General features: G+C 73.3%; 21 protein-coding genes and 1 tRNA gene. 15 read left to right on the top strand and 7 right to left on the bottom strand.

The window, feature by feature from the left end; translation table 11 throughout:
* Positions 1-240: 240 nt before the first annotated feature.
* From ACZ58X_RS37965 to ACZ58X_RS37920, 10 genes are all read left to right on the top strand, one after another.
* Positions 241-1770: a hypothetical protein gene (locus tag ACZ58X_RS37965; protein ID WP_470338130.1), complete on the top strand. Its 1530-nt coding sequence runs from the start codon at positions 241-243 to the stop codon at positions 1768-1770.
* Between the two features lie 17 nt (positions 1771-1787).
* A complete protein-coding gene (locus ACZ58X_RS37960) occupies positions 1788-2762 on the top strand; it encodes a glutamate ABC transporter substrate-binding protein (protein ID WP_470338129.1) in 975 nt (324 codons plus the stop codon).
* 281 nt (positions 2763-3043) lie between these two features.
* Positions 3044-4414, top strand: coding sequence for a hypothetical protein (locus tag ACZ58X_RS37955; RefSeq protein ID WP_470338128.1), 1371 nt, complete (start codon positions 3044-3046; stop codon positions 4412-4414).
* Between the two features lie 5 nt (positions 4415-4419).
* The gene (locus ACZ58X_RS37950; protein ID WP_470338127.1) at positions 4420-6957 is read left to right on the top strand and encodes a serine/threonine-protein kinase; all 2538 of its coding nucleotides are present in this window, start codon (positions 4420-4422) and stop codon (positions 6955-6957) included.
* A 3-nt stretch (positions 6958-6960) separates the two neighbouring features.
* A complete protein-coding gene (locus ACZ58X_RS37945) occupies positions 6961-8259 on the top strand; it encodes a protein phosphatase 2C domain-containing protein (RefSeq protein ID WP_470338126.1) in 1299 nt (432 codons plus the stop codon).
* A 95-nt stretch (positions 8260-8354) separates the two neighbouring features.
* Positions 8355-9710: a vWA domain-containing protein gene (locus ACZ58X_RS37940; protein WP_470338125.1), complete on the top strand. Its 1356-nt coding sequence runs from the start codon at positions 8355-8357 to the stop codon at positions 9708-9710.
* An 84-nt stretch (positions 9711-9794) separates the two neighbouring features.
* Positions 9795-10997 carry an FHA domain-containing protein gene (locus ACZ58X_RS37935; RefSeq protein ID WP_470338124.1) on the top strand — a complete coding sequence of 401 codons (1203 nt, stop codon included), beginning with the start codon at positions 9795-9797 and terminating at the stop codon, positions 10995-10997.
* A gap of 157 nt (positions 10998-11154) precedes the next feature.
* Positions 11155-12072, top strand: coding sequence for an ABC transporter ATP-binding protein (locus ACZ58X_RS37930; protein WP_470338123.1), 918 nt, complete (start codon positions 11155-11157; stop codon positions 12070-12072).
* Positions 12069-13211, top strand: a complete 1143-nt coding sequence (locus ACZ58X_RS37925; protein ID WP_470338122.1) for an ABC transporter permease — start codon at positions 12069-12071, stop codon at positions 13209-13211. The genes ACZ58X_RS37930 and ACZ58X_RS37925 overlap by 4 nt, the downstream gene beginning before the upstream one ends.
* 94 nt (positions 13212-13305) lie before the next feature.
* The gene (locus ACZ58X_RS37920; RefSeq protein WP_360242616.1) at positions 13306-13710 is read left to right on the top strand and encodes a globin; all 405 of its coding nucleotides are present in this window, start codon (positions 13306-13308) and stop codon (positions 13708-13710) included.
* Positions 13711-13780: 70 nt separating this feature from the next.
* On the opposite strand, the gene ACZ58X_RS37915 is transcribed toward ACZ58X_RS37920, so the two are convergent.
* From ACZ58X_RS37915 to ACZ58X_RS37895, 5 genes are all read right to left on the bottom strand, one after another.
* Positions 13781-14473, bottom strand: a complete 693-nt coding sequence (locus tag ACZ58X_RS37915; protein WP_470338121.1) for a DUF8185 domain-containing protein — start codon at positions 14471-14473, stop codon at positions 13781-13783.
* A gap of 39 nt (positions 14474-14512) precedes the next feature.
* Positions 14513-14956 (bottom strand): acyl-CoA thioesterase, encoded by a 444-nt coding sequence (locus ACZ58X_RS37910; RefSeq protein ID WP_360242622.1) that lies wholly within the window; start codon positions 14954-14956, stop codon positions 14513-14515.
* 110 nt (positions 14957-15066) lie between these two features.
* Entirely contained in the window at positions 15067-16731 is a 1665-nt protein-coding gene (ettA, locus tag ACZ58X_RS37905) for an energy-dependent translational throttle protein EttA (RefSeq protein ID WP_470338120.1), read from the bottom strand.
* A 300-nt stretch (positions 16732-17031) separates the two neighbouring features.
* Positions 17032-18459, bottom strand: a complete 1428-nt coding sequence (locus ACZ58X_RS37900) for a Cys-Gln thioester bond-forming surface protein (protein ID WP_470338119.1) — start codon at positions 18457-18459, stop codon at positions 17032-17034.
* 355 nt (positions 18460-18814) lie between these two features.
* Positions 18815-19399: a single-stranded DNA-binding protein gene (locus ACZ58X_RS37895; RefSeq protein ID WP_470338118.1), complete on the bottom strand. Its 585-nt coding sequence runs from the start codon at positions 19397-19399 to the stop codon at positions 18815-18817.
* Positions 19400-20044: 645 nt separating this feature from the next.
* On the opposite strand from ACZ58X_RS37895, the gene ACZ58X_RS37890 reads away from it, so the two are divergent.
* A tRNA-Arg gene (locus tag ACZ58X_RS37890) sits at positions 20045-20120 on the top strand.
* Between the two features lie 337 nt (positions 20121-20457).
* Here the strand turns inward: ACZ58X_RS37890 and ACZ58X_RS37885 are convergent.
* Positions 20458-21069, bottom strand: a complete 612-nt coding sequence (locus ACZ58X_RS37885) for a TetR/AcrR family transcriptional regulator (protein ID WP_360242634.1) — start codon at positions 21067-21069, stop codon at positions 20458-20460.
* A 121-nt stretch (positions 21070-21190) separates the two neighbouring features.
* On the opposite strand from ACZ58X_RS37885, the gene ACZ58X_RS37880 reads away from it, so the two are divergent.
* Positions 21191-21742 (top strand): GNAT family N-acetyltransferase, encoded by a 552-nt coding sequence (locus tag ACZ58X_RS37880; protein WP_470338117.1) that lies wholly within the window; start codon positions 21191-21193, stop codon positions 21740-21742.
* Between the two features lie 175 nt (positions 21743-21917).
* On the opposite strand, the gene ACZ58X_RS37875 is transcribed toward ACZ58X_RS37880, so the two are convergent.
* Complete coding sequence (locus tag ACZ58X_RS37875; RefSeq protein ID WP_470338165.1) at positions 21918-23444, bottom strand: MFS transporter; 1527 nt, start codon at positions 23442-23444, stop codon at positions 21918-21920.
* A gap of 217 nt (positions 23445-23661) precedes the next feature.
* Between ACZ58X_RS37875 and ACZ58X_RS37870 the strand changes: the two genes are divergently transcribed.
* The 3 genes from ACZ58X_RS37870 to ACZ58X_RS37860 all read left to right on the top strand — a co-directional run bounded on the left by ACZ58X_RS37870 (position 23662) and on the right by ACZ58X_RS37860 (position 25991).
* Positions 23662-24372, top strand: a complete 711-nt coding sequence (locus tag ACZ58X_RS37870; protein WP_470338116.1) for a TetR/AcrR family transcriptional regulator — start codon at positions 23662-23664, stop codon at positions 24370-24372.
* A gap of 94 nt (positions 24373-24466) precedes the next feature.
* The gene (locus ACZ58X_RS37865; RefSeq protein WP_470338115.1) at positions 24467-25276 is read left to right on the top strand and encodes an enoyl-CoA hydratase/isomerase family protein; all 810 of its coding nucleotides are present in this window, start codon (positions 24467-24469) and stop codon (positions 25274-25276) included.
* Between the two features lie 112 nt (positions 25277-25388).
* The gene (locus ACZ58X_RS37860; RefSeq protein ID WP_470338114.1) at positions 25389-25991 is read left to right on the top strand and encodes a hypothetical protein; all 603 of its coding nucleotides are present in this window, start codon (positions 25389-25391) and stop codon (positions 25989-25991) included.
* Positions 25992-26155 lie beyond the last annotated feature (164 nt).

The raw sequence follows: 26155 nt of genomic DNA, 5'->3' as shown, positions 1-26155 counted from the left end.
CGCGGCGCGGAACCACGGGGGCCCCGTCGGGCGTCGCAGCGGGCGCCACCCCTGCGTCGGGCCGGTGCGATCGGTGACAACCGGTGACAATCGGCACAAGACGTACGGGAGCGTGCGGAAACCGTGCACGACATGCTCAAGATCGGCGCAAGTCAGGTGTGGCCGGAGGGAGTCACGGCCATACTGCTGCCATCGGTCGGGCCCGGGGAGACGGGTCGGCCCCAGGGGAGGATGAGGCGGGTGGCGACACCAGTAGGCAACGGCGCACCGGGCGCCGCGTTCCCGGCACGACCGGGCACGCCGCCGGCCGCACCGGGGACGGCGGCGTTCGGCGCACCGACGGCGGCCCCGGGAGCCCCGGCACCCCGGGGAGCCGCGTTCCCCGGTCCGACCGGGTCGGGACCGGGCGCCGCACCGCCCGCGAAGCAGCCCCGGGCCGCCGCGCCGGAGCGCGGCCTGCGCGCCCGGCTGGCCCAGGCCACCCGCACGCCCCCGGGCCGGCTGCGGATCGCCGGGGTGGTGCTCGCGGTACTGGCCGTGGCCTTCGGCGGGCTCACCGCCTGGCAGTTGGAGACCAGGGCGCAGGCCGCCGACCGGGTGGTCTCGTACAGTCAGCCGCTCAGTCGGGACGCCGCCGAGATCCACCGCTCGCTGGCCGACGCCGCCACCACCGCGGCCTCCGGCTTCCTGCTGGCCGGCGCCGAGCCCAAGGACGTGCGGGCCCGCTACGAGCAGGACCTCGCCCAGGCCGCCAAGCTGATCTCCCAGGCCGCCGCCCGGACCACCTCGACCTCCCCGGCCCAGGACTCACTCGCCCGGCTGAACCAGCAACTCCCGGTGTACGCCGGTCTGGTGGAATCCGCGCGGGCCGACAACCGGCAGGGCATCCCGCTCGGCGGCGCCTACCTGCGGTACGCCTCCGAGCAGATGCAGACCGTCCTGCTGCCGGCCGCCGCCGAGCTGAACACCATCGAGAACCACGAGCTGGTGACCGACTACGCCGCGGCCCAGTCGACGCCCTGGGGCGCGTACGGCCTGGCGGTGCTCACCCTGGCCGCGCTGGTCTGGGTGCAGCTGACCCTGTTCCGGCGCACCAACCGGGTGTTCAACGTCGGCCTGCTGGGCGCCACCGCCGCCGTCCTGGCCGGGACGCTCTGGCTCGCCGTGGCCGGGCTGACCACCGGCTCGGCGTTGAAGAAGAGCGACCAGGAGGGGGCCTTCCCGCTGCAGGCCCTCAACGCGGCCCGGGTGGACGTACTGACGGCGCGCCTGGCGGAGAACCTGAACCTGGTCGCGCGCGGCTCCACCGCCACCTACGCCACCCAGTACGACGACGTCACCAAGCGCCTCGCCGGGACGGCCGGCAAGGGCACCCCGATGCGCGACCGGGCCGGCACCCTCTCCCACGCGCTGGTCCTCGCCCCCGCCGCCGCGGGCCCGTCGCTGGCCACCGCCGCCGACCAGTACGACGTCTGGCAGGACCGTTACCGCACCGCGCACACGGCCGAGGTCGACAACGCCGACTACCAGGGCGCCCTGAACGCGACGGTGTCCGCCACCGACACCACCACCACCGCCGACGCCGCCTTCAACGCCACCGACCGGGCGCTGGCCCAGGCCGCCGACGCCGAGCAGGCCCGGTTCACGGCCTACGCCGACGGCACCGCCGGGGACCTCAGGCTGGCGGCCGTCGCCGCCGCGGTGCTCGGCCTGGTGGCCGCGGCCGCCGCGCTGCGCGGCCTGGGCCGACGACTCGCCGAGTACCGGTAGAGGGGGAACGGACACTCATGCGCACCACGACCGTACCGACCAGGAGCGCCGCCGCGCTGGCCGTGCTGGCCGCCTGCGCGGCCGTGCTCGGCGGGGGCGGCCCCTCCGGCGCCGCACCGGCCGGGGCCACCGCCGCGACCACCGCGAGCGCGCCGCAGGCCGCCCAGCAGAGCCAGGACCAGTCCGACTCCTGCGACATCTACAGCAGCGTGCCGCCGAGTTCGGCGGACGGCCCGGCGGTGAAGGCCATCAAGGCCAAGCGCAGCCTGGTGATCGGCGTCGACCAGAACAGCTACCGCTGGGGCGCCCGCAACCCGAACACCGGCCAGATCGAGGGCTTCGACATCGACCTGGCCCGGGCGATCGGCACCGCCATCATGGGCGACCCGGACAAGGTGGTGCTCAAGCCGGTGGCCACCGCCGACCGGGTCGACGCCGTGCAGAAGGGCCGGGTCGACCTGATCGTCCGCACCATGACCGTCAACTGCAAGCGGATGGAGCAGGTCGCCTTCTCCAAGCCGTATTTCAGCATCTCCCAGCGGGTGCTGGTGCCGAAGACCTCCCCGGCGAAGAACCTGGACGAGGCGATCGGCGGCAGGAACGTCTGCGTCGCCAAGGGCTCGACGGCCGCCGACGTGATGGACCCGGCCAAGGGCGTCAAGAAGGGCGCCAAGGCCCAGCTGACAGTGGTCGAGAACCAGTTGGACTGCCTGGTCCTGATGCAGCTCGGCAAGGTCGACGCCACCATGACGGACGACGGCCTGGCGGCCGGTCAGGCCGCGCAGGACCAGACCGTGCGGATCGTGGACGGCGACGTGCAGCCCGAGGTGATCGGCGTCGCCATGCTCAAGGACAGCCCGGACCTCACCGCGCGGGTCAACCAGGTGCTGGCCGACTACCACGCGAGCGGCGACTGGGGGCGCAGCTACGACCGCTGGTTGAAGCCGTACATGCTCAACGACGCCGAGCGCTACTGGCCCGTCCCGCACTGAGCACCGAACCGAGTACCGACGCACGTACCGCAGCACGTACCGACGCAAGTGCCGCGGCACGTACCGAACCGAGCACCGGACCGGGCGCCGCATCGCGCACGGAGCACCGCTGACGCGGGGCGTTGACGCCGTCTTGACGCCCCGCGCCCGCACCGTCCGAACGGCCACCGGCTAGGGTTCGGGACGATCACCACGGGGAGACCGGTGGTGGACACGGGGGTTGTCGTGGGATCACACGTCGCACAGGGCGGGATCGCACGCGAGGAAGGAAGGACACCGCGGTGGCGGCATCGGCTGGCCCGGTACTGAGCCGGGAGGAGGTGGACCGCGCGCTCGCGCGCCTCGGCGCGGAGCGGGACGCGGTCGAGTCGGCGCTGCTCGCCCTCCAGGACCACCCGGGCCTGCGGCTGCTGGACGGCGCCGAGCTGTCCGGCCGCACCCTGGAGCGCTGGTCCGTCGCCGGCAAGGGGCTGCCGCTGCTCTGGGCGCTGTTCGACCGCTACTCCGAGGCGCTCGCCTCGGCCCGTGCCGTCCGGGCCCGCAAGGCCAAGCCCGGCGGGCCCGAACTCGCCGAGCTGACCGAGCTGCTGACGGGCGACGCGGTGACCGTCCCGGGCGGCGCCGTGCCGGACGGGCCGCAACTGCTGGGCGCGCCCGCCAAGCTGGTCGAGCGGGTCAGCCTGGACGCGCTGATGGCCCGGATGAACTCCTGGTACGCCACCGTGCTGGAGGTGGTCAGCGCCGCCGACGCGGTCTGGTCGGCGCTGCCGGCCCGGATCGACCTGCTGCTGGCCGAACTCCACCGGGTGCACACCCTGGCCGCCTCGCTCGGCGTGCGCACCGGCAGCCACCCGCTGGGCGACGACCTGACCGGGCTGGAACGGGACCTCACCGAGCTGCGCACCGAGGTCCGCGAGGACCCGCTGGCCCTGTGGCGCCCGGCCCGGGTGCCCGCCCAGCGCGGCACCGTCCCGGACGGCGAGGCCTTCGCCTCCCCCGCCGGGGTGGTGGACACCGAGCGCTTCGACCGGGCCGGGCGGGCCCTGGACGGCGTCCGGCTGGAGCTGGAGAACCTGCTGCGGCTGCGCGACGACGCCGAGGAGCGCCTCCAGGGCGTCGGCGACCTGCTCCAGCGGGCCGACGCCACCCTGGCCGAGGCCCGCCGGGCCCGCGGCGAGGTGCTGGCGAAGATAGCCTCCAGCGACGTGCCCGCGGTGCCCGGCCCGGCCTCGGCGCTGCGCGAACGGATCGTCACCGCCCTGGACCTGCGCCAGGCCGGGCAGTGGGGCCGGCTGGCACCGCTGCTGGACGCGCTGGAGGACGCCGCCGCCAAGGAGCTGGCCCGGGCCCGGCACTCGCTCACCGAGGTGACCCAGCCGCTGGCCGTTCGGGCCGAGCTGCGCGGCCGGCTGGACGCCTACAAGGCGATGGCGGCCCGGATGCGGGTCGCCGAGGACCCGGAAGTGATCGAACGGTACGAGAAGGCGCGCTGGCTGCTCTGGAGCGCGCCGTGCGACCTGCGGGCGGCGGCCGCCGCGGTGGCCCGCTTCCAGCAGTCGCTGCGCCCGGCCCAGGCCGAGGCCTCCGAGGGCGCGCAGGCACACGGAACGGCCGGCCAGACGCCGGTCGACGGACAGGTACAGGGGGGCTGAGGTTGATGGGCGAGACGTGCGTGCGGCCGGAGTGCTCCGGCAACGGCACCATCGATGCGGACGGCTACTGCGACGAGTGCGGGCTGACCCCGGTGGGGACCACCACGGTCCCCCCGGCCGCCGGCGCCGCCCCGCCGACCGCCACCGGGCCGACCGCCGCCGGGCCCGGCTCGCCGTGCCCGCGGGACTGCTCGGGCACCATCGACCCGGACGGCTACTGCGACGAGTGCGGCCTGACCCCGCCCGGCGGCGACACCGGCGTCACCCAGCCCTACGTGCCGTCCGCCCGGGTCACCCCGGACTCCGCCCCCAGCGCCTCGATCCGCTCGCTGTCGGCCCGCACCGGCTCCGCCCGGTCGATGTCCGGCCGCTCCCGCTCGCACCGCTCGACCCGCACCGGCAGCAGCCGCTCGGTCTCGGTGCGCTCCACCCGCGGCAGCGTCAGCGCGGGCACCCGCAACCGGCTGGGCGCCGGCCTGGTCACCGTGCCGACCGTGGAGACGGCCGACCCCTCGCAGGCGGTGCTGGAGAACCCGGAGGTGCCGGAGCGCAAGCGGTTCTGCTCCAAGTGCGAGACCCCGGTGGGCCGGGAGAAGAACGGCCGGCCGGGCCGCCCGGACGGCTTCTGCACCAAGTGCGGCACGCCGTACTCCTTCACCCCCAAGCTGCGCCGCGGCGACCTGGTCGGCGGCCAGTACGAGGTGGTCGGCTGCCTGGCGCACGGCGGGCTCGGCTGGATCTACCTGGCGGTGGACCGGCGGGTCAACGACAAGTGGGTGGTGCTCAAGGGCCTGCTGGACACCGGGGACGAGGACGCGCTGGCCGCGGCCGTCGCCGAGCGGCGCTTCCTGGCCGAGGTGGACCACCCGAACATCGTCCGGATCATCAACTTCGCCGAGCACCCGGACCTGCGCACCGGCTCCACCGACGGCTACATCGTGATGGAGTTCGTCGGCGGCAAGTCGCTCAAGGACATCGCCAATGACCGCCGCACCCCGGACGGCCGGCGCGAGCCGCTGCCGGTCGAGCAGGCGATCGCGTACGCGCTGGAGGCGCTGCCGGCCCTGGGCTACCTGCACGGCCGGGGCCTGATCTACTGCGACTTCAAGATCGACAACGTGATCCAGAGCGGCGACACGCTCAAGATCATCGACATGGGCGCGGTCCGCCGCTTCGACGACGACGGCGCGATCTACGGCACCATCGGCTACCAGGCCCCGGAGATCGCCACCGACGGCCCCTCCCCCGCCTCCGACCTCTACACCGTCGCCCGCACCCTCGCGGTGCTCACCTTCGACTTCCAGGGGTACAGCACCACCTACCGCGACTCGCTGCCCGGCCCCGAGGACGTCGAGGTCTTCGCCAGGTACGAGTCCTACTACCGCTTCCTGGTCCGCGCCACCGACCCGGACCCGGCCCGCCGGTTCTCCTCCGCCGAGGAGATGGCCGACCAGCTCACCGGCGTACTGCGGGAGATCCTGGCCCTCCAGGACGAACGGCCCCGGCCCGCGCCGTCCACCCTCTTCGGCCCCGAACTGCGCGTCGTGGACACCGAGTTGGTGCTGCCCACCGAGCAGCCCGGCCGGCTCCGGGTGGCCGGGCTCGACCCGGCCGCCGCCGCCCTCGCGCTGCCCGTCCCCCGGGTCGACCCGGGCGACCCCAACGCCGGCTTCCTCGCCACCCTGCTCGCCACCGACCCCGAGGAGGCGCTCGCCGCCCTCGGCGGCGCCCCCGCCGTCTCGGTCGAGAGCCGGCTGCGCGAACTGCGCGCCCTGCTCGAACTCGGCCGCCACGGCACCGCCGTGCGGGAGCTCGCGAAGCTGGAGCAGGACCACCCGGACGACTGGCGGGTGGTCTGGTACCGCGGCCTGGTCGCCCTGGTCGGAGCCGCCGAGGCCCCCGACGGGGCCGCCGCCGAGCCCGGCCTGCGGGCGGCCGCCGAGGCCTTCGACGCGGTCTACGACGCCTTCCCGGGCGAGGCCGCCCCCAAGCTCGCCCTCGGCATCTGCGCCGAACTGCTCGGCGACGGCGGCGACGCGGCCGAGTTCTACCGGCTCGTCTGGACCACCGACCAGGCCTACCTCAGCGCCGCCTTCGGCCTGGCCCGGGTCCGGCTCGCCGGGGAGGACCGGCCCGGCGCGGTGCGGGTGCTGGAGTCCGTCCCGGCCACCTCCAGCCAGTACACCGCCGCCCGGATCGCCGCCGTCCGCGCCCGGCTGCGCGAACGGGCCGCCACCGACCCGCTCGCCGTCGACCTCGCGGCCGGCTCCGACCAGCTGACCGCCCTGCGCCTGGACGACCGCCGCCGCGAGGAGCTCTCGGTCGAGGTGCTCGGCGCGGCCCTCGGCTGGGTCGGCGCCGGCTCGACCGGCGCCCCGCAGGGCGCCGGCCTGGTCGTCCTCGGACGTCCCGCCGTGGAGCGGGAACTGCGCTTCGCCCTGGAACAGTCCTACCGGGTACTCGCCCGGTTGGCCGACCGGGCCGAGACCAGGATCGAGATGGTGGAACGGGCCAACCGGGCCCGCCCCAGGACGTGGGTGTAGCCGATGCCGCAGCAGACCGAGTGCCCGAGCTGTTCCGAGCCGATGGACCTTGACGACGCCTACTGCGGGCGCTGCGGGGCCGGCCGGGACGGCCGGGCGGCCCCGGGCGCCATGCCCGCCAGCTGGGCCGCCGCCCGCGGCGAGGCCGTGCCGCCGCAGCGCGGGCCGGTCTGCGTCAACTGCGGGCAGGCGCGGGTCACCGAGGACGGTTACTGCGAGGGCTGCGGGAGCGCCCAGCCGCGCCCGCGCGACCACATGGAGAAGGCGCTCGCGGGCGTCGCCGGGGTCAGCGACCGCGGCGTGCGCCACCACCGCAACGAGGACTCCTTCACCGTCGCCGCCACCTCGCTGCCCGGCGGGGAGCCGGTCGTGGTCGCCGTGGTGTGCGACGGCGTCTCCTCCTCCGACCGCCCGGACGAGGCCTCGGAGACCGCCGTCGACGCCGCCTCCGAGTCCCTGCTGACCTCCCTGGAGGCCGGCCGCGACCCGGAGGGGGCGATGCGCGCGGCGATCGCGGACGCCGCCAAGGCCGTCGCCGACCTCGCCACCGACGGCGCCGGCCCGACCAGGCCCGACGTCAACGCACCCGCCTGCACCTACGTCAGCGCCATAGCGGCCGGCGGCCGGGTCACCATCGGCTGGGTGGGCGACACCCGGGCGTACTGGATCCCGGACGACCGGGCCGGCGCCGAACCCTTCCGGCTCACCCAGGACGACTCCTGGGCCGCCCGGATGGTCGAGGCCGGACTGATGGGCGAGGCCGAGGCCTACGCCGACCCGCGCGCCCACGCGATCACCGGCTGGCTCGGCGCCGACGCCGAGGAGGTCGTGCCGCACACCCTCGACTTCACCCCGCACGTCCCCGGAGTGCTGCTGATCTGCACCGACGGGCTGTGGAACTACGCCGAGGCGGCCACCGACCTGGCCTACTTCGTCCGACCGGACGCCCGCACCGAACCCCTGCTGGCGGCCCAGACCCTGGTCAAGTTCGCGGTCGCGGCCGGCGGGCACGACAACATCACGGTGGCCGTGCTGCCGATCGAACCGTCCGCCGCCGCGCTGGCGGAGATCGTGGAGACGCCGACCGCGCTGGACCTCAAGGTCATCAGGCCGGCGGCCGCCGCCGGGAACGACAACTACGAGGACTACGAGCCGACCCTGCCGGACCTCCCGGTGATCGGCTCCGCCGCCGCCCCGCTGCCCCCGGCTCCGGCCCCGGCCCCGGCCGTCCCGCCGGCACCGCCCGCGCCGCCCGTCGCCCCGCCCGTTCCGCCGCAGCCGCCGCACCCGCCGACGGCCTGACCGGTTCCGCGCGACCGGACCGACGGCCCCCGTCCGCCGGCCCGCCCCACCGACCTGATCGCATCCACCCCTCACCCGACGGGAGCCACCGCCCCATGGCAACACTGGCGAAGCCGAACCTGCCCAGGTTCGACGTGGAGATCTTCCAGAACGAGTACCTGGCCGACGGCGCCCGCGAGGTCAACGCCATCGTCACCGTCACCTCCACCGGCGGCGGCACCTCGGGCGGCCGCCCGCTCGGGCTCGCCGACGCCGGCCCGCAGGGCGGCGACGCCAACGCGGCCGTGGTGATCCTGGTCGACTGCTCGGGCTCGATGGACTACCCCAAGACCAAGATCAACGGCGCCCGCGAGGCCACCGCCGCCGCCATCGACGCCCTGCGCGACGGCACCGCCTTCGCCGTCGTCGCCGGCACCCACGAGGCCCGCGACATCTACCCCGGCGACGGCACCCTGGCCACCGCCTCGGCGGCCACCCGGGAGCAGGCCAAGGAGTCGCTGCGCCGCCTCACCGCGGCCGGCGGCACCGCCATGGGCACCTGGCTGACCAAGGCCGACAAGCTCTTCCTCACCCGCCGCGACATCGCCATCCGGCACGCCATCCTGCTCACCGACGGCAACAACGAGCACGAGTCCGCCGAGGACCTCGCCCGCACCGTCGAACGGGTCACCGGGCACTTCACCGCCGACTGCCGCGGCGTCGGCACCGACTGGCGGATCGACGAGCTGCGCAAGATCTCCTCCGCGCTGCTCGGCACCACCGACATCGTCGCCGAGCCCTCCGGCCTCGCCGAGGACTTCCGCTCGATGATGACCGGCGCGATGGGCAAGCAGGTCGCCGACGTCGCGCTGCGGATCTGGACCCCGGCCAACGCCACCGTCAAGTTCGTCAAGCAGGTCGCCCCCGCCGTCGAGGACCTCACCGGCCGCCGCGCCGAGGCCGGCCCCCGGGCGGGCGACTACCCCACCGGCTCCTGGGGCGACGAGAGCCGCGACTACCACGTCTGCGTCGAGGTCCCGTCCGCCTCGGTCGGCAACGAGATGCTCGCCGCCCGGATCAGCCTGGTTCTGCCCCCGCAGGTCGGCGGCGGCACCCCCGAGGTGCTCAGCCAGGGACTGGTGAAGGCCGTCTGGACGGACGACCTCGCCTCCTCCACCCGGATCAGCCCCCAGGTCGCCCACTACACCGGGCAGGCCGAGCTGGCCTCCTCCATCCAGGAGGGCCTGGAGGCCCACCGCTCCGGCGACGTCGACACCGCCACCGCCAAGCTCGGCGCCGCCGTCCGGATCGCCCACGCGACCGGCAACGAGGGCACCTTCAAGCTGCTGCAGAAGGTGGTGGACGTGGTGGACCCGAAGGAGGGTACGGTTCGGTTCCGTAAGAACGTGAGCGAGGCCGACTCGATGACCCTTGAGACCCGGTCGACCAAGACGGTACGTGTGAAGAAGTGACCGCGAAGTGACCGCTGTAGACGTGATCGGGCCGGCCGCCCGGCGCGACGCCGCACCGCACCGGCCCGAAACGAGGGGGACCTGATGCCGATCTGCCCGAGGGGCCACGAGTCGCAGGCCGAGGACTGGTGCGACTTCTGCGGCTTCCCGATGACCCCACCGGTCCCGGCGCCGGGCGCCCACGGGGGCTACCCGGGCGCGCCCAGCGGCGCCCCGGCGCCCGGCGCGCCCGCCGGACACGCCGGACACCCGCAGCACGGCGGTGCGGCCTACGGCACGCCGCCACCCCCGCCGGCCCCGCCGGGGGCCGTCCCGCCTCCCCCGCCCGGGGCGTTCCCGCCGCCCGGCGGCTACCCGCCGCCCGGGGCCTTCCCGCCGCCGGCCGCCCCCGGACTCACCGAGGGCCTGGCCGTCTGCCCGATCTGCCGCAGCCCGCAGACCGGGCGGTTCTGCGAGGAGTGCGGCTACGACTACGAGCTGTCCACGCCCCCCGGCCGCCCGGCACCGGCCGGCGGCGCACCCGCGCCGGGCCCGGCCCAGCCCCCGCCGCTGAACATCCCGGCGGCCTACGGCGGCACCCCGGCCCCGCAGCCGCACCAGCCGCAGGCCCCGGAGTACCAGCCGCAGGCGCCGGAGTACCAGCCGCAGGCGCCGGAGTACCAGCAGCAGCCGGAGTACCCCCACACCTACGGCTACCCGCCGCCGGAGGGCGCCTTCCCGGAGGCCCCGGCCCGCGAGGACTCCGGCCCGGTGTACGCCCAGCCCACCGGCCCCGGCCCGAACACCCGCGGCGGCGACTTCGGCACGTCCTTCCACCTGGCCCCGCCGCAGCCCCAGCCCGGTGCCCAGCCGGAGCCCGCCCCGGCCGAACCGGTGCGCGCCAACTGGATCGCGGTGGTCTCGGCCGACCGCGACTACTTCACCGACATGATGGCCCGCAGCGGCCCCGAGGCGGCCGGCCTGTTCTTCCCGCCGTACTGCCCCGAGCGCCGCATCCCGCTGACCGGCCGCGGCCAGCTGCGGATCGGCCGGCGCAGCCAGCACCGGGGCACCGTCCCGGAGATCGACCTGTCGGTGCCGCCGGAGGACCCGGGCGCCTCGCACCGGCACGCGCTGCTCGCCGAACAGGCGGACGGCAGCTGGGTGCTGGTGGACCAGGGATCGACCAACGGAACCACCGTGAACGGGGGCGAGGAACCGATCTCCCCGAACACCGCCATCCCCCTGGGCGACGGCGACCGGATCCACGTCGGTGCCTGGACGACGATCACGGTACACCGCGCCTGACCTGCGCTTTGAGCACCCGTCAGGGGCAACTCCGGCCGGGCCGGGCGGAATTCGTAATTTCGCCCGGCCCGGCTTTTCTCATGCGTTCCTCAGGGAATCCACAAATTCCTGTCCCCGGTGTGCACAAGACGCCCCGTGAGCCCTACTCTCTGGATTCATGACTGCTGCTATATCCGCTGACGGCATCCGCCAGCGGTACGGGGATGTGCAGGCCGTCGACGGGGTGTCGCTCACCGTCGAGGCCGGCGAGTTCTACGGGATCCTCGGTCCCAACGGGGCCGGGAAGACCACCACCATGGAGATCCTGGAAGGGGTCCGCAAGCCCGACGAGGGCCGGGTCGAGCTGCTGGGGATGGCCCCCTGGCCGCGCAACCCGAAGCTGCTGCCGCGCATCGGCGTGCAGTTCCAGGCCTCCGCCTTCTTCCGGAAGCTGACCGCCCGGGAGACGATCCGCACCTTCGCGTCGTTCTACGGGGTCGGCCCCAAGCGGGCCGACGCGATGCTGGAGCGGGTCGGGCTCTCGGACAAGGCGGCGACCCTCACCGACCAGATGTCCGGCGGCCAGGCCCAGCGCCTGTCGATCGCCTGCGCCCTGGCCCACGACCCGGAGCTCGTCTTCCTGGACGAGCCCACCACCGGCCTCGACCCGCAGGCCCGCCGCAACCTCTGGGACCTGCTGCGGGACATCAACGCCGAGGGCCGCACCGTCGTCCTGACCACCCACTACCTGGACGAGGCCGAGGTGCTCTGCGACCGGGTCTCGATCATGGACCACGGCAAGGTGCTGCACACCGGCGCGCCGGCGGCGCTGATCCGCGAGATCGACGACACCGTCCGGATCAGCGTGGCCTCCGGCCAGCTGTCGGCCGAGCGGGCCCGCGAGCTGCTGGCCGCGGCCGGCGCCGACATCGCCAACCTGGAGGACGACACCGTCTCGCTCTCCGTCTCCACCCGCCTTCCCGCCCCGGTACTCAGCGTCCTCGCCGAGCAGAACGCGCTGCGCGGCCTCGAAGTGCGCGGCGCCACCCTGGAGGACGTCTTCCTCCAGCTGACCGGACGGGAGTTCCGCGCATGACCAGCACCTCCACCGAGCCGAAGGTCCCCGCCCAGCGCGGCGGTTCGGCCGGCTCCGCCGACGGGCGGGAGCGGGTCAGCGCGTTCTGGAGCCTGTCCCGCGCGATGCTGCTCGGGATGAAGCGCGACCGCACCGCGACCTTCTTCGTCCTGCTGTTCCCGCTGGTCTTCCTGGTCTTCTTCGGCTCCGTCACCAAGGGCTCCTCCAGCCCGCACGCCAAGGTCGCCCAGGTCGGCGCGGTCAAGCTGTTCGACTCGATCCAGGGCGACGAACGGGCCGGACTGGACAAGGTCCTCACCATCACCAGGACCGACGACGAGGCCGGCACGCTGGAGAAGGTCCGCAAGGGCGACTTCGACGCGATGATCAGCCAGGGCCCGGACGGCAAGGTGGAGCTGCGCTACACCGCCGCCGACCAGGTCAAGGCCGGCGCGGTCCAGGGCATCCTCAACTCGGTCGTCCAGAGCGCCAACCAGGCCGCCACCCACCAGCCGGCCGCCTACGTGCTGGACTCCCACCAGGTCGAGGACCAGTCGCTCAAGCCGATCCAGTTCCTCACCCCCGGCCTGCTCGGCTGGGCCGTCGCCACCGGCGCGGTCTTCGGCGCCTCGCTGACCCTGGTCGGCTGGCGCAAGTCCAAGGTGCTGCGGCGCCTGCGACTGGCCCCGGTCAGCGCCGGTGCGGTGGTCAGCTCCCGGATCGCGGTCTCGCTGCTGACCGCCTTCCTGCAGACCACCGTCTTCCTGGTCGTCGCGACGAGCTTCTTCGGGCTCAAGCTCACCGGGAACTGGTGGCTGATCCTGCCGCTGGTGGCCTGCGCGACGCTCGCCTTCATGTCGATCGGCCTGCTGGCCGGTTCGGTCGCCAAGACCGAGGAGGCCGCGAACGGCATCTCGCAGCTGATCGTGCTGCCGATGTCCTTCCTGTCCGGCTCGTTCTTCCCGCTGGACGGCGCCCCGGACTGGTTGAAGACCGTCTCCCAGGTCATGCCGCTCAAGCACCTGGTGTCGGCCGCCCAGTCGGTGCTGACCCGCGGCGGCGGCGTCATGGACGCGCTGCCCGCCATGGGCGGACTGCTGCTCTTCGCGGCCGTGTTCACCGGCATCGCCTGGAAGCTGTTCAAGTGGGAGGACGCGTAGCCGTCCGCGCACTGCCCTGATCGCCCAGCCCCGACGAGGTCGTACGCCTTTGGTCCCGGTGTACGACCCCGTCGGCGTCTGCGACCATGGTCGGGTGACAGAGATCGGACGCGGCACGTTCAGCGAGGAGACCTTCTTCGAGCAGGTCGGCGGTGAGGCCACCTTCCGGCGCCTGACCCGCCGCTTCTACGAGGGCATCGCCGAGGACGAGTTGCTGCGGCCGATGTACCCCGAGGAGGACCTCGGCCCGGCCGAGGAGCGGATGGCGCTGTTCCTGATGCAGTACTGGGGCGGCCCGCGCACCTACAGCGACCGGCGCGGTCACCCGCGGCTGCGGATGCGGCACGCGCCGTTCAAGGTCGACAAGGCCGCCCACGACGCCTGGCTCACCCACATGCGGGCGGCCGTGGCGAGCCTGGAACTGCCCGCCGAGCACGAGCGGCAGCTGCTGGACTACCTGACCTACGCCGCCGCCTCGATGATCAACACCCCGGGCTGAGCCGGCCCTCGGCCCCCGGCCACTGGCGCCGCCTGGCCGCCTGCCCGCCCGGCCGCCCGCCTGCCCGCCGCTACCGGAGCGGGCTGAGGCCCAGCCCCGCGCCCGGCGCGGCCGCGGTCCGCACCACCACCGAGCCCACCGGGGAGCTCAACCGCAGCCAGCCGCCCGCCCGGTGCACCGAGAGCGGCGCCTCGGGGCTCAGGAAACCGATCCGGTACGAGGCGTGCACGGCGCGCAGCGGCAGCTCGGGCAGCACCGAGACCGGGCGGGACCACACCTCGTCCGCCAGCCGGTCCAGCACCGCGCGGGTGCGGTGGTGCGCCGGGACGGCCTCACTGCGCTCGCGGAACTCCGCCACCGCCGCCATCAGTTCGCGGCACACCTCGGCCGCCGGCGGGGTCCCGACCGGCCGCCAGCCGACCCGCGGCGGCAGCAGCCCGGCCCAGGCCGGGCCGGTCACCGGTGCGGGCAGCGCGACGGTGCCCGAGTCGGGGTCCACGCCGTCCAGCAGCTGGCCCGCGGAGACGGTCAGGTCCACCGGCTCGTCCAGGCCGTGCAGCCGGGCGGTGCGGATCGCCAGCACGCCCGACTCGCCCAGCGGCAGCCGTCCGAAGACCGCCAGCACGCCGTCCGCCGCGGCCGGGTCGACCGCCTGCAGCCGCACGGCCGCCGCCTTGTCGAAGCGCAGCAGGCGCAGCAGGAAGGCGGAGAGGTCGGCGGCCTCACCGGTGTCGGTCAGGGCGAGGCGGGCGGTGACGGTCAACGCGGCTCAGCTCGAATCGGTTCGGAGGTCCAGGGACTTTCAGACTGCCGCGCCGACCGGGGCCTCGTCCATGAACCGGGAGAGGAACTCCCGCTCCACCGGCGAGATCCGGCGCGGCCGGCCCGCGGCCAGGTCGTAGGGCACCACCACGGTGGAGGCCCGGACGTACACCGTCTCGGAGCCGTCCTCGTGGACGTCCTTGATGTCGTAGGAGACGGTCAGCGAGGCGCTGCCGATGTGCGTCACCCGGGTCTCCACGGTGACCGGCTCCGGCCGGTGCACCAGCGGGCGCTTGTAGTCGATCTCGTGGCGGGCCACCACCGAGCCGCCCGCGAACTCCCCCGCGCCGGCCTCGGCGGCCTGGGTGAACATGAAGTCGATCCGGGCCTCCTCCAGGTAGCGCAGGAAGACCACGTTGTTGACGTGCCCGAAGGCGTCCATGTCGGACCAGCGCAGCGGGCAGGCGTAGATGTGGCGAGCCACGGGTGTTCTCCTCGGTGTCCGGTCACCCGCCGCCGAACCTCGGTGACGGGCCGCGGCCCGGCAGGCCGCCCCCGGGGGGCAGTCTGCCGGGCCGTTGTGACAGCTGGGTGTCAGCCTCGGGTCAGCTTCTTGTACGTGGCCCGGTGCGGACGGGCGGCGTCGGCGCCCAGTCGCTCGATCTTGTTCTTCTCGTACGACTCGAAGTTGCCCTCGAACCAGAACCACTTGCTCTCGCCCTCGTAGGCGAGGATGTGGGTGGCCACTCGGTCCAGGAACCAGCGGTCGTGGGAGATGACCACGGCGCAGCCGGGGAACTCCAGCAGGGCGTTCTCCAGCGAGGAGAGCGTCTCGACGTCGAGGTCGTTGGTGGGCTCGTCGAGGAGCAGCAGGTTGCCGCCCTGCTTGAGGGTGAGCGCCAGGTTCAGGCGGTTGCGCTCACCGCCGGAGAGCACGCCGGCCGGCTTCTGCTGGTCCGGGCCCTTGAAGCCGAAGGCCGACACGTAGGCGCGGGACGGCATCTCGACCTGGCCGACGTTGATCCAGTCCAGACCGTCGGAGACGACCTCCCAGAGGGTCTTCTTCGGGTCGATGTTGGAACGCGACTGGTCGACGTAGCTGATCTTGACGGTCTCGCCGACCTTGACGTTGCCGGAGTCCGGGGTCTCCATGTCCTGCAGCATCTTGAACAGCGTCGTCTTGCCGGCGCCGTTCGGGCCGATGATGCCGACGATGCCGTTGCGCGGCAGGGTGAAGCTGAGGTCGTCGATCAGGATCTTCTCGCCGAAGGCCTTGGAGAGGTTCTCCACCTCGATGACGACGCTGCCCAGGCGCGGGCCCGGCGGGATCTGGATCTCCTCGAAGTCCAGCTTCCGCATCTTGTCGGCCTCGGCCGCCATCTCCTCGTAACGGGCGAGGCGGGCCTTGGACTTGGCCTGGCGGCCCTTGGCGTTGGAGCGGACCCACTCCAGCTCTTCCTTGAGCCGCTTGGCGCGCTTGGCGTCCTTCTGGCCCTCGACCTTGAGACGGGACTGCTTGGTCTCCAGGTAGGTGGAGTAGTTGCCCTCGTACGGGTAGGCGCGGCCGCGGTCGAGCTCCAGGATCCACTCGGCGACGTTGTCCAGGAAGTACCGGTCGTGGGTGACGGCCACGACGGTGCCCTTGTACTTCTCCAGGTGCTGCTCCAGCCAGTTCACCGACTCGGCGTCCAGGTGGTTGGTGGGCTCGTCGAGCAGCAGCAGGTCGGGGGCCTCCAGCAGCAGCTTGCAGAGCGCCACGCGGCGCTTCTCGCCACCGGAGAGCTTGGTGACCGGCCAGTCGCCGGGCGGGCAGCCCAGGGCGTCCATGGCCTGCTCCAGCTGGGCGTCCAGGTCCCAGGCCTCGGCGTGGTCCAGCTCCTCCTGGAGCTTGCCCATCTCGTCGAGCAGCGCGTCCGAGTAGTCGGTCGCCATCAGCTCGGCGATCTCGTTGAAGCGGTCGAGCTTGCCCTTGATCTCCTTGACGCCGTCCTGGACGTTCTCCAGGACCGTCTTGGTCTCGTCGAGCGGGGGCTCCTGGAGGAGCATGCCGACGGTGAAGCCGGGCGAGAGGAAGGCGTCGCCGTTGGAGGGGTGCTCCAGGCCGGCCATCATCTTCAGCACGGTGGACTTACCGGCACCGTTGGGGCCCACGACGCCGATCTTCGCCCCGGGGAGGAAGCTGAGCGTCACGTCGTCAAGGATGACCTTGTCTCCGTGCGCCTTGCGCACCTTGCGCATCGTGTAGATGTATTCCGCCACGTGAGATCGCTCCGGCGTCGTCGGGAGTATTCGTCTTGCAGCGTTCCATTGTGCCGCACCCGGCCGGGAGCCCCGAACCGCCGGGGTGACCCCACCGGGGTATCCGCGCCGGGAATGTCCGCCCCGGGGGTATCCGCGCCGGGGCGTCCGTGCCGGGGGATGTGCGCACCGGGCCCGGGCCGGGAAGCGCGACGGCCCGGCTCCCCGCAGCTGGTGCGGGGAGCCGGGCCGGGTTCCGCTCGTTCAGGGCTCCGGGAGGTCAGCGCCTCCCGGAGCACCGCTCAGGCGGGTTCAGACGGTTCAGGCGGTGGTGCGACCGTGACGGCCACGGCGGCGCAGGACGAAGACTGCGGCGCCACCGGCCACGACCAGGCCACCGGCGACGGCGGCGAGGATCGGGGTGGAGTCATTGGCACCGGTCTGGGCCAGGCCACCGGTGCCCGGGGCGGCGCTGGTGGTCGACGGCACCGGGTGGGCGGCACCGGAGCTCGGGGTGCCCGAGGGGGTGGCGGTGGTGGTGCCGGTGGCGGCCGGGGTGGTCGGGGCGCCGGTCGGGGTCACGCCGGTCTTGCAGTCGAGGACCCCGGTGAACTTCTTGGAGTAGCCGTTCGGGCCGGTGACGGTGATGTCGTACTTGGTCTTCTCGGCGACCTTGACCAGCACGGTCTCGGTCTTGCCGGGCTGCACGGTGATCTTCTGGCCCGGCTGCACGGTCACCTCGGCCGGCTGGTCACCGGTGTTGGCGACGGAGACGCGCACACCGCCGTTGGCGCACTCCTCCTTGGCGGAGCTGTCGACGATCGCGCCCTGGGCCTGCTTCCAGGTGGCCTGGCCCGCGGCCGCGACGCTGAGCTTCTTGGAGCCGGCCAGGATCATGGTCTGGCTGTGGTTGCCCTGGTCGTCCAGGCCGCTCATGAAGACCCGGCCGCTGAGGACGGTGGTGTCGGCGGTGGCCTTGAGCACGGCCTTGCCGTCCGGGGTGCCGCCGGGGACGTCCAGGAACAGCTGGGTGTCCTTGGCGACCGGGCCGGCCAGCGTGCCGTTGACCTGCTTGCCGTCCTTGTCCAGCACCTTGATCTTGTCGGCGGCGTCGCCGGAGACGGCGAGCTTGACCTCGTTGGCGCTGGTGTTCAGCACGAACGGGCCGAGCTTGGCGCCGGACTTGCCGGAGACGGAGTCCGGAGTGAGGGTCAGCGAGGGCTTCGGCTCGGCCGCGACGCCCTTGTTGGCGTCGCCCGTCAGGTAGTCGCGCAGCTTCTTGGCGTGCTCGTTGCGCGGGGTCGCGGTCTTGTTGTCCGAGAACTTCCAGATCGCGGACTGGGTACCGGCCGCGGCGTCCTTCTCCGAGAGCTCGTTGTCGCCGATCGCCTTGCGCAGGGCGTCGATCGGCACCTGCGGGTACGAGTTCTCCAGGATCCAGCGGATCTTGGGGGCGTTCGCGTTGCTGTTGAGGGAGCTCGCGGACCAGTCGGCCTCGTGGTACTTGGCCTTGCTGTCCAGGTACACCGGGTTGTCGAAGTCGATGCAGTAGGTCTGCAGCAGCTCACCGGAGGTCGTCTTGAGGGTGAACAGGCCCGCGTCGACGCTCTCCTTGCCCTGGACGTCGACCCGCTCGCCGAACATGTCCGGCTGGACGATCGCGGTCACGCCCGAGGCCGGGGTGTCGGCCGCGACCGCCGCACCGGCCGCGAACAGGCCTCCGCCCAGCGCAACGCTGGTCGTGAGCATGACAGTGGTTATGCGGGACAGACTCCGCCCCTGCCGCTTGAACATCTGGGATCCCTCCGGAGCGGGCTTGCACCGAGTGGGCAGCCCGCCGACTTGCCGTGCCGCGCGTGCCCCCTGTGGCACTGCTGCGGGTGTGAACCAAGTGAATCCTATTGAGCCCCGGAGGCCCCGAAACCCCCATGCGAAATCAGGACGATTCCGTATCTGGATCGTTATCAACCCCCTCAGGTTCCACACAAGCTGACGTACCGCCAGAATCTCTGCGCGACTTTCCGTTATCCGGACGAGATTGCGCGTGCGGGCGCAACGACGTTCTCGATCAACATATTTGTCGACAGGGAAGGTCACCGACCCGTCAGCCCAGCAGCGCCCGGTCTTCACCTCCCCGATCCCCCTCGGATACCTCGCCCTGCTGCTCCGTCACCGCCCGCGCTCCCGGCGGCGACTCCGGCCGGGCCGGCGCCGCGGCCACCGCCGAAGCCCGGCGCGACTCCAGCGCGTTGACGATCCACCCGGGCACCGGCTCGCCCGCGGGCCTCGCGCCGGGCGGCCCCGCCGCACCCGACGGCTGCCCGCGCACGCCCGTCGCCCAACGGAACGCCGTGGTACCCCGGGTGAGGTCGTGTCCGATCGACCGGGCGTCGATCTCGGCCCGGCTGCGCTTCACCTCCCCTTCCGTCCACTCCCGCACCCGCAGCCGACCCGTCACCAGCACCGGCTCACCCTTGGCCAGCGAGCCGATCAGGTTCACCGCGAGCGCCCGCCAGGCCGTCACCCTCAGCCACTGCGTCTCGCCGTCCACCCAGCAGGCCCGCTCGCGGTCGTACCGCCGCTCGGTGCAGCCGAGCTGGAAGTTCGCCATCGGCACCCCGCCGGCGGTTTCCCCGTAACTCACCTCGGTCGCGACATTGCCGACCACCGTCACCTGAACCTCGTTCACAGCGCACTCTCCGTTCTCGCCGACGCACCGTACGGAATCGAGCGGTGCGAGTTCAGAGTGCGTCCCGGAAGAAATCACGACCACCGGGTTCCGAAATCCTGTGGACAACTAGTAGGCCGATCGGCAGGGTGAAAAACGGCCGTCACTCACAGGGGTGAATTTCGGCCTTCGTGCACCGCTCGGGTACCATCTCTTCGCGCTCATGACAACAAACGGGCAGATCGCGGCCGCCTCCGCCACCCGGCGGAACACCCGGGCCGGGCCGTCCGCGCACGTCATCACGCCGGAGCGAGCCGAATAGGAGCCCCCACCCGCACCGGCGGCGGGACATTCTCCGTGTCGAATCCATAACGGGTGGGGAGGCAGCCCCGTAACGACTGCACAACGTCCGGCCCGGAACAGTCCCAGACCGCTGCACACACGGTCTCCACCTGCGATTATCGGACCGCTCCACCGAACCGACACACCAACGACGGTGTCGTCACACCCGGCCGAGGAACTGGACACCCTTATCCTGTCCCCGACAGGGCGAGGGCCCACCAACCCCCACCCCCACCCTCAGGTACGGGGCCGGACAACGCGCGCGCCCAGCGCTCGTCGCCCGATCCCGGCCACGGTCACGCCCGCCAGGGCGCCGTCCGTCCCGCCCCCATAGCTCAGCGGATAGAGCACCCGCCTTCTAAGCGGTAGGTCGCAGGTTCGAATCCTGCTGGGGGCGCCACCCTCCGAATTTCCGCAGGCCATCGCGCCCGTGCGTACTTTCCGTGGCCGTTTATCACCTCCGGGTAATCCAGCACCCACCGCGCATAACCCGTGACAATGCGTGTCATGACCGCCGCGAAAGCCGGTCGGGCGGAAAACCGGAATTCCGGGCGAATCCCCCACCCTTGAACGAAACAGCCGCCCGAACGGCCGACCGGCGAAATCCGACAAAAGCCGGACAGAGACGCCCGGGGCGCCTCTCCCCGGGGCCGGAACCCGGCCCGCGGCCGAACTGCGGCGGGCCCGCGGCCGAACTGTCGCCGCCCAGGAGCGGACCACGAGCGGACCAGGGAGGACTAACCGGCCAGCCCCGCCAGATAGGCGTCGAGCAGCGCGATCTGCCGTTCCGCCGGGAACTCCGCCGGGGCGAACAATGACTGCACCACCAGTCCCAGCACGAAGGCCTGCGCGCCCGCCGCGAGCCCGGCGGGGTCGGCGCCGGCCGGGAGCTCGCCGAGCCGCTGGGCGTCCGCCACGTGCGCCGTGAGCGCCACCCGTGACCGGGCGTAGCGCCCCGCGTGCGCGGCCGCCAGCTCCGGGTCCGCCAGGGCGACGTCCCAGGAGCTGACCCAGATCCGGTTGCCGGATTCGGTGGCCTCGTCCAGCGGCAGCACGTCGAGCAGTGCGGCCCGCAGCCGGGCCAGCCCCTCGGGCGGCGGCGGGGTGCCGTCGGCGGGGGCCAGCCGCCGGGGCCGGGCGGCGGAGCGGCGGTCGAGCTCCTCCAGGGCGTGGCTCAGCAGCGCCCGCTTGTTCGGGAAGTAGTGCGTCAGCAGCCCGGTGGAGGCGCCCAGTTCGGCCGCCACCGCCCGCAGGGTCAGCCCCTCGAAGCCCTTGGCGGAGAGCACCCGCCACACTCCCTCGGAGACTTCCGAACGGCGGGCGTCATGGTCTCCACGGGCTGGCGTCATGGGGGCTATCGTACATACCAAACGTTTGTTATGAATGATCCGAACAGCCCACGCCCACCCGCCCCACACCCGTCCCCACATCCGTCGCCCCCACCCGTCGCACGCCCCGAGAGGCCCGCCCGTGTTTTCCGTCCCGCTCGCCGAGAACGCCGAACTGCGCCCGCTGGAGCCCTGGCAGGCCCCGGAGTTCCTGGCCCACATCGACCGCGCCCGCGCCCACACCGACCCGTGGATCCCGTGGGCCACCCGCACCACCGACCTGGACTCGGCCCGCGCCACCCTGCAGCGCTACGCCGACGGCCAGGCCGCCGACTCCAGCCGGATCTACGGCATCTGGCGGGACGGCACGCTGGTCGGCGGCGTGATGTTCGTGCACTTCGACACCCGGAGCGGCAACTGCGAGATCGGCGCCTGGACCGAGCCGGCCGGCGAGGGCGGCGGGCTGATCAGCGCCGCCGTCCGCCGGCTGCTCGACTACGCCTTCACCACCCGCGGCCTGCACCGCGCCGAGTGGTGGTGCTCGGCCGCCAACGCCCGCAGCCGGGCGGTGGCCCAGCGGGTCGGGATGCAGCGGGAGGGCGTGCTGCGGGAGTGGTTCCTGCACAACGGCGTCCGCCACGACAAGGAGATCTGGGCGATCCTGGCCTCGGAGCACACCGCCACCGAGGCCTGACGGCCCGCCGGGCCCCGCTACGGCATCCGGCCCGGGAAAAGCAGCGGCGGGGCCCGGTGGACACCCCCGTGGGTCCACCGAGCCCCGCTCCGCCGTCCTCCCCCGCCGTTCTCCCCGGCCGTCCTCCCCCGCCGTTCTCCCCGGCCGAGGGCCCCGCCGCCCCCGGCGGCCCCGCTCAGGCCGCCAGCACCGAACCCTCGGCCGCCGCCGGCGCCTCCCCGGCCTCCCCGGCCTCCGGTGCCGCCGCAGCCGCCGCGACCGCCGCCGGCTCCGCCGTGCGCAGCCGCAGTGCCAGCAGCAGCACCAGGACCATCACCCCGCCCGCCGACAGGAAGACCACGTCCACGGCGTCCGTGAAGCTCCGCAGCGCGTGCTCCCGGGCCGCGCCGGTCATCGTGCGCACCGCGGAGAGGGAGCGTCCGGGCTCGTCGGCCTCGAACACCCGGGTCAGCACCGTGCCGAAGAGCGCCGCGCCGAGCGCGTTGCCGAGGGTCTGGAAGAACCGGATGCCGGTGGTGGCGACGCCGAGCTGCTCGCGCGGGGCGGTGTCCTGCACCATGGTGATCAGTTGCCCGATCAGCTGCCCGAACCCGGCTCCCAGCACGGCGAGTTCGGCGCCCACCGCCCACAGCGGGGTGTCCGGGCCGCTGAGCCCGAGCAGGGCCAGGGCGAGCACCGAGACGCCCGAGCCGACGATCAGGAAGGTGCGCGGCCGGTGGCCGCGGGCGATCAGCCGGGTGGCGAGCAGGCCGACGCCGGTCATCCCGGCGGCCATCGGCATCAGGTAGAGGCTGGCCGTGGTCGGGGCGATCCCCCGGGCGATCTGCAGGTAGATCATCACGTAGACGATCGCGCCCATCATGCCCATCCCGACCAGGCCCTGGACCGCGAAGCCGATCCGCACCACCGGGATCCGGAACAGCGAGAGCGGGAGCACCGGCTCGGCGGCGGTGGCCTGGCGCCACAGGAAGAGGCCGAGCGAGGCCAGGGTGGCGGCGCAGAGCCCGAGGATCACCGGGGACGTCCAGGCGTAGTCCTTGCCGCCCCACTCGGTGACCAGCAGCAGCCCGGTGGCGAAGGCGGCGGCCAGGGTGGCGCCGAGGAAGTCCAGTCCGCGCCGGCCGAGGTCGCGCGGCAGCTTGATCACCAGGGCGACGCCGACCAGCACGAGCAGGCCGAGCGGCAGGTTGAAGTAGAAGATCCAGCGCCAGCCGAGGTGGTCGGTGAACAGCGCGCCGACCAGCGGGCCGACCGCCATGCCGAGCCCGGCGACGATGCCGCCCATCGCGCCGCCCTTGCCACCCCTGCGCTCCTGCGGGTCCTGGAGCTGGGCCATCACCACCATGGTCACGCTCATCAGCCCGCCGCCGCCGATGCCCTGGACGGCCCGGAAGGCGATCAGCTCGCCCATCGACTGCGCGGCGCCGCAGAGCACCGAGCCGAACAGGAAGGTGCCGACCGCGCCGAGCAGCACCCGCTTGGCGCCGTACACGTCGCAGAGCTTGCCGTAGAGCGGGAGCAGCGCGGTGGCCGCCAGCGAGAAGGCGCTGACCAGCCAGGGCAGCCGGTCGACGCCGTGGACCGGGTCGAGGTCGCGGACGATCGGCACGGTGGCCGCCGAGACGATGTTGGAGTCGAGCACGGCCAGCACGATCGTCACCAGGCAGAGCAGCATGCCGAGTTGGCGCTGGGCGGTGGTCATCAGGGTGGATCCGGCCTGGCCGGGTGCGTGCGGGGCAGCGAGTGCCATCGGGAAGTCCCCCCGGGGTGTGTGGAGTCGGCCCCGACCGGTGCGGTCCGGCGGGCTCGGCACCACCATGGCAGGAGTTTTGGACTGGGTCAATTCTTCATCCAGGCAAATCTTTCATCCCGGCACATCTTTCTGCTTGGTCTAGCTTTGATCCTGGTACAGTCTTCGCATGGCGACCCACCACGGCTTGGACCTCGGCCCCGACCGCGACCTCGACGCCCTCCCGCTGCGCGAGCGCAAGAAGATCCAGACCGGCGTCCGGATCTTCCGCGCGGCCATCGGGCTGTTCGTCGAACGGGGCTTCGACCAGGTCTCGGTGGCCGAGATCGCGGCCGCCGCCGAGGTCTCCAAGATGACCGTGTTCAACTACTTCCCGACCAAGGAGGACCTGGTCCTCGGGCCGATGGAGCAGCACCTCGACGAGCCCGCCCGGGTGGTGCACGACCGCGCCCCGGGCACCTCGGCCGTGACGGCGCTGCGCGAACACTTCCTCGCCGCCCTGGAGCGCCGGGACCCGGCCACCGGCCTGAACGACGACCCGGTGGTACTGGACGTGATCCGGCTGATCCACGCCACCCCGTCGCTGGCCCTGCGCGCCACCTCGGCCTTCGACCGGCGCGCCCAGAGCCTGCTCGCCGACGAGCTGCGCGACCAGGACCCGGCCCACGACGAGCTGACCGCCCGGGTCGCCGCCGCCCAGCTGCTCGCCGTCCGGCTCACCCTGATCACCGGCAACCACCTGCGGATGCTGGCCGGCGAGCGCGCCGCGGACGCCCTGCCCGGCGCCCTCGACGAGGCCCGGCGCGCCTTCGCCACGGTCGAGCACGGCCTCGGCGCGTACTGCGCCGGACCGGTCCGACCGGACGCCGGGACGACCTGACCGAGGACCGGCCCGAGCGAGCCCCGACCGGCCCGAAGGAGCGCCGGCCCGGCCTGACAGAGTGGGCGCACCACGACCGACGCCGGAGGTGCGCATGGACCAGCCGCTGCTCACGCGGGACCGCTCCGCCCTGCCCGCCCGGGCCGAGGGCCTGAACGCGTACGTCGGCGAGGACGGCGTCGCCGTCCTGGAGTTCGCCCGCCCGCACCGCCGCAACGCGGTGACCCTGGCGATCTGGCGGGCGCTGCCCGAGGTGCTGGGCCGCCTCGCCGAGCAGCCGGGCGTACGGGCCCTGCTGCTGACCGGCGCCGGGAACACGTTCAGCGCGGGCGCGGACATCACCGAACTCGCCGAGGTGTACGGCGATCCGCGGCGCGCGGACGCCTACCACGCGGTCAACGTGGCCGCCGAGGAGGCGCTCGCGGCCTTCCCGCACCCGACCCTCGCCGTGGTGCACGGCGCCTGCGTGGGCGGCGGCTGCCAACTGGCCGTCGCCTGCGACCTGCGCTTCGTCGCCGAGGACGCCCGGCTGGGGATCACCCCGGCCAAGCTCGGCGTGGTCTACCCGGCGGTGCCGACCCTGCGGCTGGCCCGGCTGGTCGGCCCGGCCCGGGCCAAGTACCTGCTGTTCTCCGGCGAGTTGGTGCGCGGCCGGGACGCGCTGCCGCTGGGCCTCGCCGAGCGGGTCCTGCCGGACGCCGAACTGGACGCCGCCGCACTGGAGTTCGCCCGGCTGCTGACCACCCGCTCGACCCAGACGATCGGCGCGGTGAAGGCCGCGCTGGCCGTCCCGGCGGAGCGGGCGGCCGAGGCGCTGGAGCCCTGGGAGCGGCGCTCGCGGGAGGCCTCGGACGTGCACGAGGGGCTGGCCGCGTTCCTGGCGGGCCGCCCGGCGCGGTTCTGATCGGCAACCCGGCGGGCCCTCCGGACGGACGGCGGAACCGCCGACTCACGTACGATCATCCGACCGACGCCGCGCCGTCGACCGCCCTTCCCCACCCGGAGCACGCACCCCGATGACCACCGAGGCCACGACCGCCCCCACCAGCCGGACGACCTGGGCCCGCCGGGTCACCGACGGCGTCGAGCCGAAGAACGTGATCATCGCGGTCTGCCTGCTGATCGGCGGCCTGCGCTACGGCTGGTCCGGCCTCGGCTGGGCCGCCTTCGCCGCACTGTTCGCGGCCGTCATCCCGACCCTGTTCATCCAGCGCGGCATCCGCAAGGGCACCCTGGAGGACCGCCACGTCGGCCACCGGCAGCGCCGGCTGACCGTCATCCCGTTCATCATGGGCTCGGTCGCCGTCAGCTTCGCGGTGATGATCCTGGCGCACGCCCCGCGCGACCTCACCGCAATGGTGGCGGCGATGTTCGCCTCGCTGGTGCCGATCCTGGTGATCACGGTCTGGTGGAAGGTCTCCGTGCACACCGCCGTGGCGGCCGGCGCGGTGGCCTGCCTCGGCATCGCGCTCGGCCCGCTGTGGCTGCTGCTCTACCCGCTGGTCGCGGTGATCGGCTGGTCCCGGGTGGTGCTGCGGGACCACACCATCGCGCAGACCATCGTCGGCGCGGTGGTCGGCTCCCTCTCCGCCGGGCTGACCTTCTGGCTGGCCCGGTAGTCCGTCCCGGTAGTCCGGCCAGGCGGTCCGGCCGGGCAGTCCGGCCAGGCGGTCCCGGTACGGCCCCGACTAGATGAATGAGTCCGATGTCCTCAGTGGTCATAGGCGATGAGTGAGCGCTTGATCGTGGCGCCGGTGTTCCAGTTGTGCCAGATCGCAGCGGC

Source organism: Kitasatospora sp. NPDC040550, assembly GCF_055594965.1.
The sequence above is the reverse complement of the archived record's forward strand: the minus strand, read 5'-3'. Positions and strand labels throughout refer to the sequence as shown.

Bases quoted from the DNA above. Each gene is read 5' to 3' on its own strand.
- ACZ58X_RS37960 (WP_470338129.1), top strand. From the start codon at position 1,788: ATGCGCACCACGACCGTACCGACCAGGAGCGCCGCCGCGCTGGCCGTG.
- ACZ58X_RS37950 (WP_470338127.1), top strand. From the start codon at position 4,420: ATGGGCGAGACGTGCGTGCGGCCGGAGTGCTCCGGCAACGGCACCATC.
- ACZ58X_RS37945 (WP_470338126.1), top strand. From the start codon at position 6,961: ATGCCGCAGCAGACCGAGTGCCCGAGCTGTTCCGAGCCGATGGACCTT.
- ACZ58X_RS37940 (WP_470338125.1), top strand. From the start codon at position 8,355: ATGGCAACACTGGCGAAGCCGAACCTGCCCAGGTTCGACGTGGAGATC.
- ACZ58X_RS37935 (WP_470338124.1), top strand. From the start codon at position 9,795: ATGCCGATCTGCCCGAGGGGCCACGAGTCGCAGGCCGAGGACTGGTGC.
- ACZ58X_RS37930 (WP_470338123.1), top strand. From the start codon at position 11,155: ATGACTGCTGCTATATCCGCTGACGGCATCCGCCAGCGGTACGGGGAT.
- ACZ58X_RS37925 (WP_470338122.1), top strand. From the start codon at position 12,069: ATGACCAGCACCTCCACCGAGCCGAAGGTCCCCGCCCAGCGCGGCGGT.
- ACZ58X_RS37900 (WP_470338119.1), bottom strand. From the start codon at position 18,459: ATGCTCACGACCAGCGTTGCGCTGGGCGGAGGCCTGTTCGCGGCCGGT.
- ACZ58X_RS37885 (WP_360242634.1), bottom strand. From the start codon at position 21,069: ATGACGCCAGCCCGTGGAGACCATGACGCCCGCCGTTCGGAAGTCTCC.
- ACZ58X_RS37875 (WP_470338165.1), bottom strand. From the start codon at position 23,444: ATGACCACCGCCCAGCGCCAACTCGGCATGCTGCTCTGCCTGGTGACG.
- ACZ58X_RS37870 (WP_470338116.1), top strand. From the start codon at position 23,662: ATGGCGACCCACCACGGCTTGGACCTCGGCCCCGACCGCGACCTCGAC.
- ACZ58X_RS37865 (WP_470338115.1), top strand. From the start codon at position 24,467: ATGGACCAGCCGCTGCTCACGCGGGACCGCTCCGCCCTGCCCGCCCGG.
- ACZ58X_RS37860 (WP_470338114.1), top strand. From the start codon at position 25,389: ATGACCACCGAGGCCACGACCGCCCCCACCAGCCGGACGACCTGGGCC.